Source organism: Cryobacterium melibiosiphilum, assembly GCF_003602235.1.
GTDB lineage: Bacteria > Actinomycetota > Actinomycetes > Actinomycetales > Microbacteriaceae > Cryobacterium > Cryobacterium melibiosiphilum.
In genome coordinates, this window is sequence record NZ_QZVS01000093.1 from 131,681 (window position 1) to 147,816 (window position 16,136).

General features: G+C 68.2%; 14 protein-coding genes. 10 read left to right on the top strand and 4 right to left on the bottom strand.

Going from position 1 to position 16,136, the window contains the following annotated elements; genetic code table 11:
• Nucleotides 1–2: 2 nt before the first annotated feature.
• The 10 genes from D6T64_RS17440 (at nt 3) to D6T64_RS17485 (ending at nt 12,649) form a co-directional block, all read left to right on the top strand.
• Entirely contained in the window at nt 3–1,595 is a 1,593-nt protein-coding gene (locus tag D6T64_RS17440; RefSeq protein WP_233551336.1) for a dolichyl-phosphate-mannose--protein mannosyltransferase, read from the top strand.
• A gap of 157 nt (nt 1,596–1,752) precedes the next feature.
• Nucleotides 1,753–2,853 carry a fatty acid desaturase family protein gene (locus tag D6T64_RS17445; RefSeq protein ID WP_119975950.1) on the top strand — a complete coding sequence of 367 codons (1,101 nt, stop codon included), beginning with the start codon at nt 1,753–1,755 and terminating at the stop codon, nt 2,851–2,853.
• Nucleotides 2,854–3,021: 168 nt separating this feature from the next.
• Nucleotides 3,022–4,344, top strand: a complete 1,323-nt coding sequence (locus D6T64_RS17450) for an O-acetylhomoserine aminocarboxypropyltransferase/cysteine synthase family protein (RefSeq protein WP_119975951.1) — start codon at nt 3,022–3,024, stop codon at nt 4,342–4,344.
• Entirely contained in the window at nt 4,341–4,934 is a 594-nt protein-coding gene (locus D6T64_RS17455) for a CoA-binding protein (protein WP_119975952.1), read from the top strand. Before D6T64_RS17450 ends, D6T64_RS17455 begins: the two co-directional genes overlap by 4 nt.
• A gap of 162 nt (nt 4,935–5,096) precedes the next feature.
• Nucleotides 5,097–5,717, top strand: a complete 621-nt coding sequence (locus tag D6T64_RS17460; protein WP_158594910.1) for a WxL domain-containing protein — start codon at nt 5,097–5,099, stop codon at nt 5,715–5,717.
• Nucleotides 5,718–6,037: 320 nt separating this feature from the next.
• Nucleotides 6,038–7,174 (top strand): DUF916 domain-containing protein, encoded by a 1,137-nt coding sequence (locus tag D6T64_RS17465; protein ID WP_199719212.1) that lies wholly within the window; start codon nt 6,038–6,040, stop codon nt 7,172–7,174.
• Nucleotides 7,175–7,248: 74 nt separating this feature from the next.
• The gene (locus D6T64_RS17470) at nt 7,249–9,594 is read left to right on the top strand and encodes an ice-binding family protein (protein ID WP_158594911.1); all 2,346 of its coding nucleotides are present in this window, start codon (nt 7,249–7,251) and stop codon (nt 9,592–9,594) included.
• 209 nt (nt 9,595–9,803) lie between these two features.
• Nucleotides 9,804–10,424, top strand: a complete 621-nt coding sequence (locus tag D6T64_RS17475; protein WP_147364606.1) for a WxL domain-containing protein — start codon at nt 9,804–9,806, stop codon at nt 10,422–10,424.
• Between the two features lie 172 nt (nt 10,425–10,596).
• On the top strand, nt 10,597–12,009 hold the full coding sequence (locus tag D6T64_RS17480; protein WP_119975956.1) for an L-serine ammonia-lyase: 1,413 nt from the start codon (nt 10,597–10,599) through the stop codon (nt 12,007–12,009).
• Nucleotides 12,010–12,169: 160 nt separating this feature from the next.
• Nucleotides 12,170–12,649, top strand: coding sequence for a LysM peptidoglycan-binding domain-containing protein (locus D6T64_RS17485; protein WP_119975957.1), 480 nt, complete (start codon nt 12,170–12,172; stop codon nt 12,647–12,649).
• Between the two features lie 113 nt (nt 12,650–12,762).
• Here the strand turns inward: D6T64_RS17485 and D6T64_RS17490 are convergent, their stop codons facing one another.
• From D6T64_RS17490 to D6T64_RS17505, 4 genes are all read right to left on the bottom strand, one after another.
• A complete protein-coding gene (locus D6T64_RS17490) occupies nt 12,763–13,617 on the bottom strand; it encodes an ABC transporter permease (RefSeq protein ID WP_119975958.1) in 855 nt (284 codons plus the stop codon).
• Nucleotides 13,614–14,639: an ATP-binding cassette domain-containing protein gene (locus D6T64_RS17495; RefSeq protein WP_119975959.1), complete on the bottom strand. Its 1,026-nt coding sequence runs from the start codon at nt 14,637–14,639 to the stop codon at nt 13,614–13,616. The genes D6T64_RS17490 and D6T64_RS17495 overlap by 4 nt, the downstream gene beginning before the upstream one ends.
• Before the next feature lie 48 nt (nt 14,640–14,687).
• On the bottom strand, nt 14,688–15,539 hold the full coding sequence (locus D6T64_RS17500; RefSeq protein WP_119975960.1) for a DUF4097 family beta strand repeat-containing protein: 852 nt from the start codon (nt 15,537–15,539) through the stop codon (nt 14,688–14,690).
• Between the two features lie 76 nt (nt 15,540–15,615).
• The gene (locus D6T64_RS17505; RefSeq protein WP_119975961.1) at nt 15,616–16,104 is read right to left on the bottom strand and encodes a histidine kinase; all 489 of its coding nucleotides are present in this window, start codon (nt 16,102–16,104) and stop codon (nt 15,616–15,618) included.
• Nucleotides 16,105–16,136 lie beyond the last annotated feature (32 nt).

Below are 16,136 nucleotides of genomic sequence, written 5' to 3' on the forward strand. Positions count from 1 at the left end.
AGGTGCTTGCATCAAGTCGCGTGGTCCGCTGGGCCGGCCCCCTCCTCGTCGTCATCCTGGCCGCCGCGCTGCGCCTCTGGAATCTCGGCCACCCGCACTCGCTGGTCTTCGACGAGACCTTCTATGTCAAGGACGCCTGGACCCTGCTGAACAATGGGTACGAGTCGACCTGGCCCGAAAACGCCGACGCCCTCTTCGCCGCCGGCAACTCCTACATCTTCACCACGGATGCCTCCTTCGTCGTGCATCCGCCGCTCGGCAAATGGCTGATCGGCCTCGGCATGATCGCCCTGGGGCCGGAGAGCGGCTGGGGCTGGCGCATCACGACGGTCATCATCGGCGTGCTCGCGGTCGTGCTGCTCATGCTCATCGCGAAGAAGCTGTTCGGCTCGCTGGTGCTCGCCACGATCGCCGGGTTTCTGTTCGCGATCGACGGCCACGCGATCGTCATGTCGCGGGTTGCCCTGCTCGACAACTACCTGATGTTCTTCGCCCTGCTCGGGTTCGGCGCCGTGCTGATGGACCGGGACTGGCACGTCACCCGGCTGGCGGCGTGGCTGGCCGCCCGGCGGGACAGCGGCGCGGAACCGAGCTGGGGCCCGACCCTGTGGTGGCGGCCGTGGCTGCTGGCCGCGGGCCTCGCCTTCGGACTCACGGCGTCGGTCAAGTGGTCGGGGCTGTACTTTCTTGCCGCCTTCGGCGTCTATCTCGTGGTCGTCGACGCCCTCGCCCGCCGCCGCGCCGGCGTGCCGTTCTGGCTGAGCGCCGCCGTGCTCAAGCAGGCACCCGCCACCTTCCTGCTGCTCGTTCCGATCGCCGTCATGACCTATTTGCTGTCCTGGACCGGCTGGTTCGTCACCCGCGGCGGCTACTACCGAGAGTGGGCCGACGGGGCTGGCGCCGCCTGGACCGGCGCCCTCGCCTGGGTGCCGCACTCGGTGCAGAGTTTCTGGCACTACCAGGACGCGGCGTACAGCTATCACGTGGGGCTCAGCACGCCGCATCCGTACCAGTCGAACCCGCTGACCTGGCTGTTCATGATTCGCCCCACGAGCATGTTCTACGAGGGGTCGAACCGCGGCGAGAACGGATGCGGCTACGACGTCTGCTCCGCAGCGATCACCTCGATCGGCAACCCGCTCATCTGGTGGGCGTCGACCGCCGCCTTGTTCTACCTGGTCTATCGGGTGGCCCGCTATCGCGAATGGACGGTCGGATTCATCCTGATGGGCATGGTCGCCGGCTACCTGCCGTGGCTGATGTACCTGAACCGCACGGTGTTCCAGTTTTACACGATCGCCTTCGAGCCGTACCTGCTGCTCGGGCTCACGTTCTGCATCGGCGTGATCATGAAACAGATCGCCGCGCCGAACCGTGAGCCGTATGCTGACCCCTACCTTACGGGCGCCTTAACAATCGTCCCCAAACCGGGGTCCGTCTGGCTGCGCGATCGCAGTCTCACGGGCGTGCGGATCATCGTCATTTTCCTGATCGTGGCGACCCTCGTGAGCGCCTTTTTCTACCCGTTGTGGACCGGTTCGCAGACCTCGTACGACTTCTGGCGGATACATACCTGGATGGAAAGTTGGCGCTGATCTCGGGTCGATATATGCCCCCGATGGCATATAGCGACTGGGAATGCGGCGTGAAAACGTCGCTTTTCCCCAGCGGTCGACCCTAGACTGACGGGTATCTGATCTACGAGTATTTGCTCACGTCCCGGCTGAGAAGTCCCACGAACCAGAAGGCCTCATGTCGGAAGCAACTGCCGCACCCACGGTCCGCATCATCAGGACCCGGCCGGGTGGAGATTCGAAGAATCCCGCGAGCGAATATTCCTCGCTGCTGCACACCGTGCGCAACCTCGGGCTGCTCGGGCGCGCCACCGGCTACTACTGGGTGGTCTTCTCAATCCTCGTGGTGACCTTCCTCGGCGCGGCCGCCGGCTTCGTGCTGCTCGGCGACAGTTGGTTCCAGCTGCTCATCGCAGCGGCCCTGGGCATCATCTTCACCCAGTTCGCTTTTCTCGCCCACGAGGCCTCGCACCGCGCGGTCTTCACCTCGGGCCCGGCCAACGACCGCGCCGGACGCGTTCTGGCCAACCTCTTCGTGGGCATCAGCTACGCCTGGTGGATGACCAAGCACAGCCGCCACCATGCCAACCCGAACGTGATCGGCAAGGACCCCGACATCGAGCCCGACGTCATCCGCTTCAACGAGAAGGACGCCTCCGAGGTCAACTGGCTCACCTCGTTCATCACGCGCAAGCAGGGCTACCTGTTTTTCCCGCTCCTGACGCTCGAGGGCATCAACCTGCACATCCACGGTTTCAAGACCGTGTTCGGCAAGGGCAAGGTCGACAAGCGCGGCACCGAGATCGCCATGCTGACCACCCGCATCCTGCTCTATGTCGCCGTGATCTTCTACTTCCTGCCGCTGGGCATGGCTTTCGCCTTCATCGGCGTGCAGATGGCCGTCTTCGGCGTGTACATGGGTGCCTCCTTCGCCCCGAACCACAAGGGCATGCCCCAGCTTCCGGCCGACAGCCGCGTGGACTTTCTGCGTCGCCAGGTGCTCACCTCGCGCAATATCAAGGGCGGCCTGGCCATGGACACCTTCATGGGCGGCCTGAACTACCAGATCGAGCACCACCTGTTTCCGAACATGGCCCGCCCGCACCTCAAGAAGGCTCGGGAGATCGCCAAGGAATACTGCGACTCGCACAGCATCAACTACACCGAGACCGGACTCTTCCAGAGCTACGGAATCGTCATCGAATACCTCAACCGAGTCGGCCTCGCGGCCCGTGACCCCTTCGACTGCCCGATGCGCGGCCAGTACCGCCGCACCTGAGCCCACTCTCGACCGACAAGGCCGTCACCCCTCGCGGGGTGGCGGCCTTTCCTCTGCCGTGCTCAATGTCGCCGCGATCGATGTCGCCGCGTTCACTGTCGCCGCGTTCAATGTCGTCGCGTTACGGCCCTGCGGCGCCCTGTCGGTGGCGACGGCTACCGTAGGGCCATGGCAGATCGCGAGTACGGCTTCTCAACCCGCGCAATTCACGCGGGCAACATCCCCGATGCGGTAACCGGCGCGCGCGCCCTACCCATCTACCAGAGCACGGCGTTCGTCTTCGACGACACGGCGGATGCCGCGGCCCGATTCGCGCTGCAGAAATACGGCAACGTGTACTCGCGTCTCTCGAACCCGACCGTGGCCGCGTTCGAAGAGCGGATCGCAAGCCTCGAGGGCGGACTCGGCGCCGTCGCGACCGCGAGCGGCCTCTCGGCGCAGTACATCACCTTTGCCAGCCTCGTCGGTTCCGGCGACCACATCGTCTCGAGCGCCGCCCTGTACGGCGGATCGATCACCCAGCTCGACGTGACCCTGCGCCGCTTCGGCGTGGACACCACCTTCATCAGCGGCACCGACCCGGCCGATTACGCCGCCGCGATCACCGACAAGACCAAGCTCATCTTCGCCGAGATCGTGGCCAACCCCTCCGGCGAGGTCGCCGACATCGAGGGCCTCGCCGCCGTCGCCCACGCCGCCGGCATCCCCCTCATCATCGACGCGACCCTCGCCACCCCCTACCTCTGCCGCCCGATCGAGTGGGGCGCCGACGTCGTCATCCACTCCGCCACGAAGTTCCTCGGCGGACACGGCACCACCATGGGCGGTGTCGTCGTCGAGAGCGGCCGGTTCAACTGGCACAGCGACAAGTTCCCGCTCTTCGGCCAGCCCGTGCCGAGCTACGGCGGTCTGGAGTGGGCCGGCAACTTCGGCGAATACGCCTTCCTCACCCGCTTGCGCGCCGAACAGCTGCGCGACATCGGCCCGGCCCTCGCCCCGCACTCCGCCTTCTTGCTGGCACAGGGCGTCGAGACCCTGCCGTACCGCATGCAGGCACACGTCGCGAACGCTCGCGTCGTGGCCGAATGGCTCGAGGCCGACCCGCGGGTCGACTTCGTCAACTGGGCAGGGCTGCCCAGCCACCCGCACTACGATCGCGCCCTCAAATACCTGCCGAACGGCAGCCCTTCGGTCTTCAGCTTCGGCGTGAAGGGCGGCCGCGACGCCGGCCGCACCTTCATCGAGTCGGTCGACCTGGCCAGCCACCTCGCCAACATCGGCGATGCGAAGACCCTCGTCATCCATCCCGCCTCGACCACCCACGCGCAGCTGAGCGACCAGCAGCTGGTCGACGCGGGCGTGCTTCCCGGGCTCGTTCGCCTGAGCGTCGGCATTGAAGACGTCGCCGATATCATCTACGACCTCGACCAGGCGCTGACCAAGGCCACTGCTTCTCTGTCCGTTTCGAGCTCCATCGGAGGCAATGTATGAGCACCACGCTGACCACCCCGGAGACCCCGGCAAACGAGACCGTCCAGCTCGTGAACGGCCTGAGCTGCTCGGTGCCGACAGACTCACCGCTGGCCAAGCTGCTGAAGTCCCAGCGCACCTGGGTCGGCCCCGACGCCAAGGCCCGGCTGAAGATCCTGCGCCAGGCGAAGTCCATAGCCATCGTGGGCGCGTCTCCGAACCCGGCCCGATCGAGCTATTTCGTGGGCACCTACCTGCAGCAGTCGAGCGACTACCGCGTCTACTTCGTCAACCCGAACGCCGACACGATCCTCGGCCAGAAGGCCTACCCGAACCTCGCGTCACTGCCCGAGGTACCCGACATCGTCGACGTGTTCCGTCGCGGCACCGACATCCCCGCCGTGATCGACGACGTGCTCGCGATCGGCTCCCCCGTCATCTGGGTGCAGCTCGGCATCTGGAACCAGGACGCGGCCGAATACGGCGAGTCCAAGGGCCTCACGGTCGTGATGGATCGCTGCATCAAGATCGAGCACGCACGGTTCCACGGCGGCCTGCACCTGCTCGGATTCGACACCGGCCAGATCACCGCACGCAAGACAATTCGCTAACGGGTTTTGCGCTGGGGGACGGCTGAATGCCTGTCCCCCAAGTCAGGACCTTTGGCGGTAATTGCAGCCGCTGCATCTTGCTACGATATGACTCTGGTAGCCGGGAATCACCCTGATAAGCACGGACGCGAAATCAGTGGAACCCAAGGTCAAAAGGGTAAAATGTCGAATTGGCGTCGCGCACTCTCCGCTCTTGTCGTGGTGTCTTTCGGCACGCTCGTCGGCTCCGTTGCCGGGTCTGCCCTCGTCACTCCGTCCGCCGCGGCAGCGACGGACTCCACCGATACCATCAGCGTCGCAATCAGCGGCGGCCCGCTCACCGCGGTCGTCACCGCGCCGCAAGCCATGAGCCCCGTCAGCCTCGATGGTCTGACCGCGCAGAATTCCGTGGGAAGCGCGTCGGAATGGACGATCACCAACGCCCGCGGCTCGGGCGCCGCCTGGAGCCTCAGCGCCAGTGCCACCGATTTCGTGAGCGCCGCCGGCACTACCGATACGGATGCCCGAACCCTGCCCGCTGCGAGCCTCACCATCACGCCCGGCACGGTCACGGCCTTCAATGGTGGCGTCGCCGATGCCGCTCCCACTACGGCGCCCGTTACCATGTCACACGAGGCCCAGGCCCTGGTATGGTCACCGAAACTCGGCAAGGGCGCATACGCCCTGACCCCGACCTTCAACCTCACCGTGCCGGCCAACGCCTACCGCTCCAATTTCTCAGCCGACCGTGAGACGTCGCCGCAGAACCCCTACGTCTCGGTGCTCACCTTCACCATCAGCTGATGGCGTGGCGTGCTGTCGGGCTGGCGGGGTGGGCGGCGGGCAGACAGATCCCGAGGGAGGGCCGCCACCGTCGTCTGCTGCCGACGCTCACTGAGCCAAGTTGATGCTCAGCCCAGTCCACGCCTGATCAGGTCACCAACAGCCCGGTTCTCGACCTCGGCACCGCTCCGGAAAATCTTGAGCCAACCCTGATTCAACACTGCGCCCGCGACACCGGGGAGACGCACCCCCCGTGTGAGGATGGACAGGTCCCCGCGCTGCCAACGCGCGCGGGCTCCCGGATGGGCGCCATAACGGCATTCTCAGCTAAGGTACACCCCATGACTCACCCCACTTCGAGGGCCCTCGCCCGGCAGCGCTGCGCCCTGCTGCTGGCCATCGCCGCGCTCGCGCCGCTGCTGTTCGCACTCGCGCCGACGACTCCGGCGAGCGCCGTCGACGACGGCACCCTCGGCATCCGCCCCGAACTCGAAGCCGACTTCTTCCACATCACGCTCGACGCGGGGTCCAGCATCGACGCGACCGCCATTGTGACCAACCACACCAGCGAAGCCGTCACCCTCCTGACCTACGCTGTCGACGGGATGAGCACCCCGCAGGGCGCCTTCGCCCTCGCCGACCAGGGCGACACCCAGGTCGGTTCGGGAGCCTGGACGACCCTGGATGCCGACAGCATCACCGTTCCGGCCGAATCCGAGGCGAGGGTTCCCTTCACCCTCTCGGTTCCGGTCGGCACCCGGCCGGGCGACTACCCGGGGGGACTCATCATCCAGAGCCCCACGGTTGAGGGCGACACCACCACCGACGGGGGCGACGCCGCGACACGAATCGATGTGATCCAGCGCCAGGGTGTGCGCATTTATCTGACCGTGGCCGGCACCCCGGTCGAGACGCTCGAACACGGCGACCTCAGCTATACGAAGGCCGACGGCGCGCTCACGTTCACCCTGCCCATCACCAACACCGGCAACTCGATCCTCACGCCCACTGCCGAACTCGACCTCAACAGCATCATCGGAGCGAACGAGACCGTGACGTTCACGGCGCCGGAGAGCATCCTGCCCGGAGCCACCCTCGAGCTCACCGCTCAGGTCTCGCCCGCTCCGTTCCTGCAGCTCGGTACCGCCACCGCGACCGTGACCTCCGCCGCCGGCACCGACACGGCCGACACCGGTGTGAACTACGCGCCCTGGTGGTTCATCGCCGGACTGCTGCTGCTGCTCGCCGCCCTCAGCTTCGCAATCTGGCGCATCGTGCTGTTCGTGAAGAAGGCCCGCGCCGCCCTGGCCCAGGTCTCGCAGGCATCCGTCTCGCAGGCACCCGTCTCGCAGGCACCCGCGGCTATCCCCCTGTCGCCCACGCCGACGACGGATGCCGCGGGCACCACGACAGACATCCCCACCTCCGCCACGACCACCGCGCCGGGCGAGCCACCGCTCCGCCGGCCCCGCAGCTGATGCCCGCCCACCGACGGCGGGCACCCCACCGCCGCCGGTGGACCGGCCGCACCCTGCTCGCAACCCTGACCGGCATGGCACTTCTGGCCGGACTGTTCGTCGCTCCCTCCCCCGCTGCCGCGGTCGAGTCGCCCGTCGACCTCGGCACCGCCGGCACATACTCGCTGCTGGCGGGCACCTCCATCGCCAACACCGGGCCCTCCACCTACAGCGGCGACATCGGAACGAGCCCCGGCACGACCGTCTCCGGGTTTCCGCCGGGTATCGTCACCGGCGACATCCATCCCGGTGATGCCGCCGCGACCCAGGCCAGGGTCGACCTCCAGAACGCCTACAGCGACGCGGCCACGCGGGCGGCCACCGGCAGCATCGCGGGCGACCTGGCCGGCCGCACCCTCACCGCCGGCGTCTACAAGGCCACGGCCGCGATCTCGGTCAGCACCACGCTCACCCTCGACGCGCAGGGCAACCCAGACGCGGTCTTCATCTTTCAGATCGACGCCGCGTTCGACGTGGCCGCCGGCAGTGAGATTCGGCTGCGGAACGGTGCCCGCCCGGCCAATGTGATCTGGCAGGTCGTCGGCGCCGTCGCGCTCGGCGCGACCGCGTCGTTCACCGGAACCATCATGGGCATGGCGGCGATCGCCGTCGGTGCCGGCACAAGCGTCACCGGCCGGGCGCTGACCCTGAACGGGGCCATCGCCCTGTCGAGCAACGTCTTCACGACCGAACCCACCGTAGGCCTCGGGTCGGCGGCCGCGTATTCGGTGCTCGCCGGGGCATCCGTCGCCAACAGCGGCGGCACGACGCTGAGCGGCGACCTGGGAGTGAGCCCCGGCAACACGGTGACCGGCTTTCCGCCGGGCGTGATCTCCGGCACGATCCACGCCGGCGACGCCTTGGCGGCGCAGGCCAGGGTCGACCTGCAGACCGCCATCACGGATGCCGCCGGCCGCGTTCCGACCGCGACCCTGGCCGGCAGCCTCAACGGCCGCACCCTCACCGAGGGGGTCTACGACGCCGCCGCCGCGCTGACGCTCGGCACCGAACTCGTGCTCGACGGCCAGGGCAACCGCAACGGCGTGTTCATCTTCCAGCTCGACGCCGGGCTCACGACCTCGGCGGGCAGTGTCATCCGGCTCATCAACGGTGCCCAGGCCGCCCGCGTCATCTGGCAGGTGGCCGGCACCGCCTCGCTCGGCGCAGCCTCGACGTTCATGGGCACCATTCTCGGCCAGTCCGGCATCAGCATCGGCAACAGCACCGGTTTCACCGGCCGCGCGCTGACCCTCGGTGACACCGTCGCCCTCAACACAAACGTGTTCATCACTGCCCAGCCCGTGGACCTCGGGTCGGCGGGCAGCTTCGCGGTGCTGGCCACGACATCCGTCGCCAGCACCGGCAGCAGCACGATCGGCGGGGACATCGGAGTGTTCCCCGGAACGGCGATCACCGGTTTTCCGCCGGGAACCCTGACGGGGTCGCTCTACCCCGGCGACAGCGTGGCGGCGGCAGCGCAGGCCGACCTGCAGCTGGCCTACGACGATGCCGCCTCGCGTACTCCGACGGCGACCCTCGCCGGGGACCTCGCCGGCCGCACGCTCACGGCCGGCATCTACCGGGCCGGCGCCGCGCTGGCCAACAGCACCACCCTGACCCTCGACGGCCAGGGCAACCCGAACGCGGTCTTCATCTTTCAGATCGAGGCGGCTTTCGCTTCGGCGGCGGGCAGTTCCGTCGTACTCATCAATGGGGCCGATGCCAGCCGGGTGTTCTGGCAGGTCGTCGGGGCGGTGTCACTGGGGGCGACCGCGTCGTTCTCCGGCACGATCCTCGGCCTCGCCGCCATCTCGGTCGGGGCGGATGCGTCCTTCACCGGCCGCGCGCTGACCCTCGCCGGCGCGGTGGCCCTGTCGAACAACGTGTTCACCAACCCGACGCCGGTGGCCGGCCCACTGACCGCGACGACCTCGGGCGCGACGCTGTCGGGCGTGGTGCTGCAGGGCATCGAAACCCAGTACTCCACCGGAACCTCGGACCAGTGGGTGATCGTGGATGACCGCGGCACCGGAGCCGCCTGGACCCTCTCGGTGAGCGCGAGCGTGCCGACGAGCGCCGCCGGCACCGTGGAGACCGTGGCCCGCACCCTGCCCGCCGGCGGACTCGTCATCACGCCCGGAACGATCACGGCCGGCACCGACGGCGGCCCGGTCGACGGGATCAGCGCTCCGGCGCTGGCTCTCTCAGAGACCGCACAGACGCTCGTGACCACGAGCGGACCGAATCGCGGAACCTATCTGCTCTCGCCGAGCTTCAGCCTGGCGATTCCGCCGAACGCCTACCGCTCGAATTTCACCGGCGCCGTCGACGGATCGCCGCTGAACCCCTACGTTTCGGTGCTGACCTTCACCATCAGCTGACCCCGCAGCGGAACAGAACGGTCTCGTTCCGGCACCCCCGTGTGCGGGGTGCGAAAATCTTGAGCCAACCCTGATTCAACCCTGCGCTGGCGACCGTGGGATCCCGCACCCCCCGTGTGAGTATTGGGATACGCCCAGGAACCCGTTCCAGCGGATGACGAATTCGGCCTCACGGCCTGCACAGTCCGCTCTCCACTTTTCTCCGACACGTGTCGGCACCCTCTCTGAAAGACACCCACACCATGCGCGCTCGCACCTCAGCCTTCGGAATCATCGCCACCACGGGCATCCTCTTCTTCGCCGCCCTCGCCCCCGCGAACGCCGTCGACAGCACCGACACGATCGACTCGACCGTCTCGGCCGGCAACCTCAGTGCCACCGCCACCGCCCCCGACGCCATGACCGGTGTCACCCTCGACGGCATCAACGCCAAGACCTCGACCGGCACCGCCTCCGCGTGGAACATCACCAACGCCCGCGGCTCCAACGCGGCCTGGAGCCTCACCGCGAGCGCCACCGACTTCACCAGCGCCGCCGGCACCATCGACCTGACCGCCCGCACCCTGCCGGTCGGCAACCTCACCATCACCCCCGGCACCGTCAGCGCCGGCGCGGGCTCCGACGCCGCACCGACCACGAGCGCCGTCGTCATGAGCGGCACCGCGCAGTCGCTCGTCTCCTCCAGCACCCTCGGCAAGGGCAGCTTCACCCTCGCCCCGACCTTCAGCCTCGCCGTGCCGGCCAACTCCTACCGCTCCAACTTCTCTGCCGCCGTCGGTTCCACCGCCGTCAACCCCTACGTTTCCACCATCACCTTCACCATCGCGTAGTCTTCAGTCACACCGCTGTAACGGCGCCCCTCGGGCGCCGCAGCTCGCGGCCCCGAGCTCAAGCCCTCCGCTGTCAATCCGTGGGGGGCTTGACCCGTCTGGGGTGCACCCCCTGGGTCCGTGTGCGCGTCCCTGCGAACGTCCCCCTTCGGGGCGGACGTACGATGGACGGGTGACTGCGTACGTCTCGGCTCTCGACCTGTTCTCCATCGGCATCGGTCCATCCAGCTCCCATACCGTCGGCCCGATGCGCGCGGCGGGGGTGTTCGCCCAGCAGCTCGCCGAATCCGGACTGCTGCCCCAGGTCGTGCGGGTGCACTGCGCCCTCTTCGGGTCGCTCGGCTCGACCGGGCTCGGCCATGGCACCCCCGATGCGGTTCTCGCCGGGCTCGCCGGGTTACGGCCGGAAACCTGCGACCCTGATGACGTGCGTGCCGCGTGGTCGGGCCTGGCTCCCGGAGCAACCCTCACCCTGGTGGGCGGCCACACCATCGCCGTCGCGCCGAGCGACGTGACCTTCGAGCCGCGCACCCGGCTGCCGGGCCACCCGAATGCGCTCACCCTCTCCGCGTGGGGCGCGACCGGTTCAGAGTCGACCGGTTCGGGCCCCGCGGTCGCCCTCTTCGAGCGCACCTTCTACTCGATCGGCGGCGGGTTCATTCGGCAGGACGGCGCGAAACCGACAGCGGCACCGGATGCCCGGAATGAGCAGCCGCATCCGCTGCCCTATTCCTCGAGCGCCGAACTGCTCGCCCTCTGCGACGAGCACGACCTGGGCATCTGCGAGGTCGCCCGAATCAACGAGGAGGCGATCCACGGCGCCGACGCGCTCGACGCCGGGCTCGATGCGATCTGGGACGCGATGCACGAGTGCACCGAGGCGGGCCTGAACGCGGCCGGCACGCTGCCCGGCGGACTCAAGGTGAAGCGCCGGGCCGCCGCGGTGCGCCTGCGGCTCGAAGAGTACGACCGGCTGCCGCTGCGCGAACGGGACACCTCGACCGAGTGGCTGCACGCCTTCGCCCTCGCCGTGAACGAAGAGAACGCGGCCGGCGGGCGGGTGGTCACCGCGCCGACCAACGGTGCCGCGGGAATCATTCCGGCCGTCGGCCACTACTATCTGCGGTTCGTTCCGGGGGCGGATGCCGGCGGGCTCCGCCGATACCTGCTCACCGCGGTGGCCATCGGCTCGCTGGTGAAGGCGAACGCCTCGATCTCCGGGGCGGAAGGCGGTTGCCAGGCGGAGGTCGGATCGGCGTGCGCCATGGCATCCGGCGCGCTCTGCGCGGTGCTCGGCGGCACGCCCCGTCAGGTGGAGAACGCGGCGGAGATCGCGATGGAACACCACCTCGGCCTCACCTGCGACCCCGTCGGCGGGCTCGTGCAGGTGCCCTGCATCGAACGCAATGCGATCGCGTCATCGACGGCGGTCTCGGCGGCACGGCTCGCGCTGCACGGCGACGGCACCCACCTGGTCTCCCTCGACACGGTGATCGAGACGATGCGGCAGACCGGGCTCGACATGTCGACGAAGTACAAGGAAACCAGCGAGGGCGGCCTCGCCGTCAACGTCATCGAATGCTGAGACGCCCCCCAATCAGGGGCCAACGGGTCGTCTAGTCATACCCCTAAGCTGAGAGAACCGTTCCTACGGCCGCGCGTTTTGGTGCTCGACCGGGGAATCTATCCGCAAGGGGGCCGACATCATCCGCCAGACACACCGCGCGCGCCCCCGGTTCACACGGATGCTTGTACTCGCCCCGGCGCTGCTGCTACCGGCCGTGCTGCTGTCGGGCTGCGCCGGCGAACCGGCCCCGGTAGTCACCGTGACGATCACCCCGACCGCCGCGCCCACCCCCTCACCGACGCCGACACCGTCTCCGACCCCCGAGCCCGTTCCTGAGGTGACCGAGGAACCGGTGGCCGAGCTGATTCCCAACCCGGAAGTACCCGTGATCGTGCCCAACGACGATCCGGAGCCGCTCCCCCAGGGCCCGGCGATGGACCTCGGCGCCACCCCGGGGGCCCGCGGCTCGGCCGTGGCCAACAGCGCCGGCGCCCTCATCACCTACACGGTCGTCGAGGGCGACTCCTTCTTCGATATCGCCCAGCGGTTCAACGTTCCGGTGCAGCTGATGCTGACCATGAACCCCTCCGTGCCGGGCCTCGGCGAAAGCATCTACATCAACCAGAAGATCAACCTCGACTGGACCGCCAAGCTCTAAAGCCGCTAATACGAAAAGCGGATGCGGCGTGAAAAAACACACGACACATCCGCTCTTCAGCCACTTTGGTCAGTTTCATCCGCTTTTCGCAGCGCAGGAGGCCCCTCGTCGCCCTAGGAGCGCACTGACTTGCGCTCGTAGAGCACCGTCGACCAGACGTAGCCGATGATCACGATCACGACGCACCAGCCGACCGCGAGCGCCGGGTTCCAGCCGAGCGGGGTGCCGAGCAGCAGACCGCGGATGGTCTCGATGAACGGGGTGAAGGGCTGGTACTGCGCAAAGCCCTGCAGCCAGGCCGGCATCGAGTCGGTCGGCACGAAGCCACTGCCGAGCAGTGGCAGCACGGTCAGGATGAGCGGCAGGTTGCTCGCCACCTCGACGGACTTCGCGTTGATCCCCATCGCGACCCCGAGCCAGCTGATCGCATAGGCGATGAGCGCGATCAGACCGGCGACGGCGAGCCACTCGAGGGGTGACGCGGTGGGCCGAAAACCGATGAGCACGCCGACCCCGAGCACGAGGGAAACGGCGATGATCGCCTGGATGGTGTTGCCGAGCACGTGCCCGGCAAGCACCGCAGCGCGGGAGATCGCCATCGTGCGGAACCGCGCCGTGATTCCCTCGGTCATGTCCATCGAGACCGTGGTTGCGGTGCCGCCCGCCGTTCCGGCCATGGTGATCACCAGGATGCCCGACATCACGTAGGCGAGGTACGCCGCGCGCCCACCCTCGGCGTCGACTCCGGGCAGGCCGGCGCCGAGAGTGCCGCCGAACACGAACACGATCAGCAGCAGAATGACCACCGGCAACACGATCGTGAACAGGGACAGCCCCGGGTAGCGCACCATGTGCAGCAGGTTGCGGTTCAGCATCGTGATCGAGTCCGCGACGACGTGCGACGGGCGACGGATGCCCGGAGCCGGCGGTCGCGGGGCGGCCGGCGGCCGGGCGGTGGTTGTGGTCATGATGCTGTTCCTGTCGTGTCGACCCGGTCGGACCGGGTGTTCAAGCGCGGGGCGTTGTCGCCGGGGGCGTTCGACCCGGGGGCATGGGAACCAGTCAGGTCTTTCTGGCCGGTGAGGGCGAAGAAGACATCGTCGAGATCCGGCGTGTGAATGCTGAGGTCGGCGACGTCGATACCCACGGCATCGAGGCGGTCCAGCACGGTGCGCAGGGCGCCGACCGTGCCGTCGCTCGGCACGGTGAGCCCGAGTGCGGTGTCGTCACGCGTGGACCCCGCGAGCAGGCGGGACGCGGAATCGAGCGCCGCGGCATCCGCGAATCGTAGCCGGATATGCCCGCCGGGCACGAGACGTTTGAGCTCGTCGGGCGTTCCCGCGGCGACGATACGGCCGCCGTCGAGCACGGCGATGCGGTGGGCCAACTGGTCGGCTTCCTCGAGTTGCTGCGTGGTGAGCAGCACGGTCGTTCCGCTGGCGACGAGGTCGCGCACGATGTCCCACATCGTGCGGCGGCTGCGCGGGTCGAGGCCGGTCGTGGGCTCATCGAGGAAGATCACGCTGGGAGCTGCCACCAGTGTCATCGCGAGGTCGAGGCGGCGTTTCATGCCGCCGGAGTAGGTGGCGAGGGGCTGGCGGGCGGCATCGACGAGGTCGAACTGTTCGAGCAGCTCAGCCACCCGCGTTTTCGACCGTTTCGCGCCGAGGTGGCGAAGCCGGGCCATCAGGAGCAGGTTCTCCTCGCCGGTGAGCAGGCCGTCGACGGCGGAGAACTGTCCGGTGAGTCCGATCTCGGCGCGCACGCCGTCGGCGTCCCGTTTCACGTCGTGGCCGGCCACGACAGCCTGGCCGCCATCGGCCGCGAGGAGGGTGGAGAGGATGTGCACGATGGTCGTCTTGCCGGCACCGTTCGGGCCGAGGAGCGCGAAGACCGACCCGGCCGCAACCTGGAGGTCGACGCCGTCGAGCACAACCGTGGAGCCATAGGACTTGCGCAGTCCGCGCACGTCAATCGCTGGGGTGTTCATGTCGAGAGTTTCCTTTGGTGAACCGTGTGGTGGGCGGTGGGCGGTGGTTCAGCGCGCGCGCTGGATGGTGATGTCGCCGAACTGGGTGCGCGCACGCACGGCGACGTTCTGCTCAGAAGGCGCGGGGGCAGTGTCGCCGGCGATCTCATTGCGTACGTGGCCGTCCTTCGAGGACAGGTCGAGCCAGGCGGGCACGCCCGGCTTCACGCCGATCTTGATCTGGCCGAAGCCGCTCTCGACCTCGATCGACCCGCCCGAGACCTCGCGCAGGTCGATGTTGCCGTACGCGGTCTTCGCCGTGACGGATGCGAGCGCCCGGGTGATCTCGAGGTCGCCGTACGACAGTTTGGCTTCGACGTCGCCGCCGGACTCTCCGATCATGATCGTGCCGTGCGATGCCTTGAGCATCGCATCCCCGGTGACGATGCCGAGTCGGATCTGGCCGTGATCGGCGGTGACGTCGATGCCGCCGTCTGCCCGTGCCACCGTGGCATTGCCGTGGCCGGCGCGCAGCCAGAGATCGCCGGTGCCGTCGACGTCGACGCTGCCGGTGGAGCTCTTGATGCGGGTGGCGCCGAGCCGGCCGGTGGTGAGCACGTTGCCGACCGCGATCTCCGCGGTGAGCCGAGACCCGCTGGGCAGTTCGATCTGCACGTCGGCCGAGTCGGTCGGGCCGGGGCCGATCCAGCTGAGGCGGGGTTTCGGACCGGTGATGGTGAGCCGCTGGCCGTCGAAGTCGACCTTGGTCTCTTCGGCACCGCGACGGTCGACGGCCTTGGCCGAGTTGGTCGGCGTCACGGTCACGACGGTGTCGGCCCTGTCACCGGCGATGATCTCGATCCGGCCGACCTGCAGGTTGATGGCGAGGTCGATCGGGGTAGGGGTGCTGTAGGTGGGCACGCTGGCGCCTCCCTTTCTCTGGGTGTGCATGAGTCGATCGGGTACGAACGGGCTGCGCCCGCTGAGCGAAGAGGGGCTACCGCGCCCAGCCGGCGAAATTGTCGCCGGTGCGCAGCGTGCGCTGCGCCGATCGGCGCTGTTTGGGTGCCAGGGCCGCTGCGACCGCCCGCACCAGCCAGGTGTTCACGGACAGGCCGTCGGCGGCCGCCGCATCGTCGACCCGGGACTTGAGGGCGTCGGGCAGGCGCAGGGTAGTGCGTGAGGTGCTCACATCGTCGAGGTCGACGGGCGCGGCGGGCAGGTCGTCGTGGTCCCGCTCGGTGCCGGCCGCAGTGACGACGAAGTCGATCTCCCGGCCCCGCAGCCGCAGGTCGACCGAGCCGGGGGCCAGGTCGCGAGTGATTTCGGCCACGGCAGCCGACAGCGCGTCGAGGATCACAACGCGAGCCGCGGCGTCGAGGCCGGCGGCAAGCCGTTCGGCGACAACACGGGTGTCGTCGGATCCGTTCGCCGCGGCATCCACGAGCTGGCGCTGCAGGTCGCTGATGTGTTGTTCAAGTTCCATGACACCATGGTGACACCACGTTGGTGTCATGT

Excerpts from the sequence above, each read along its gene's own strand:
- D6T64_RS17455 (WP_119975952.1), top strand. The coding sequence starts at position 4,341 with ATGAGCACCACGCTGACCACCCCGGAGACCCCGGCAAACGAGACCGTC.
- D6T64_RS17490 (WP_119975958.1), bottom strand. The coding sequence starts at position 13,617 with ATGACCACAACCACCGCCCGGCCGCCGGCCGCCCCGCGACCGCCGGCT.
- D6T64_RS17460 (WP_158594910.1), top strand. The coding sequence starts at position 5,097 with ATGTCGAATTGGCGTCGCGCACTCTCCGCTCTTGTCGTGGTGTCTTTC.
- D6T64_RS17470 (WP_158594911.1), top strand. The coding sequence starts at position 7,249 with ATGGCACTTCTGGCCGGACTGTTCGTCGCTCCCTCCCCCGCTGCCGCG.
- D6T64_RS17485 (WP_119975957.1), top strand. The coding sequence starts at position 12,170 with ATGCTTGTACTCGCCCCGGCGCTGCTGCTACCGGCCGTGCTGCTGTCG.
- D6T64_RS17465 (WP_199719212.1), top strand. The coding sequence starts at position 6,038 with ATGACTCACCCCACTTCGAGGGCCCTCGCCCGGCAGCGCTGCGCCCTG.
- D6T64_RS17450 (WP_119975951.1), top strand. The coding sequence starts at position 3,022 with ATGGCAGATCGCGAGTACGGCTTCTCAACCCGCGCAATTCACGCGGGC.
- D6T64_RS17505 (WP_119975961.1), bottom strand. The coding sequence starts at position 16,104 with ATGGAACTTGAACAACACATCAGCGACCTGCAGCGCCAGCTCGTGGAT.
- D6T64_RS17495 (WP_119975959.1), bottom strand. The coding sequence starts at position 14,639 with ATGAACACCCCAGCGATTGACGTGCGCGGACTGCGCAAGTCCTATGGC.
- D6T64_RS17445 (WP_119975950.1), top strand. The coding sequence starts at position 1,753 with ATGTCGGAAGCAACTGCCGCACCCACGGTCCGCATCATCAGGACCCGG.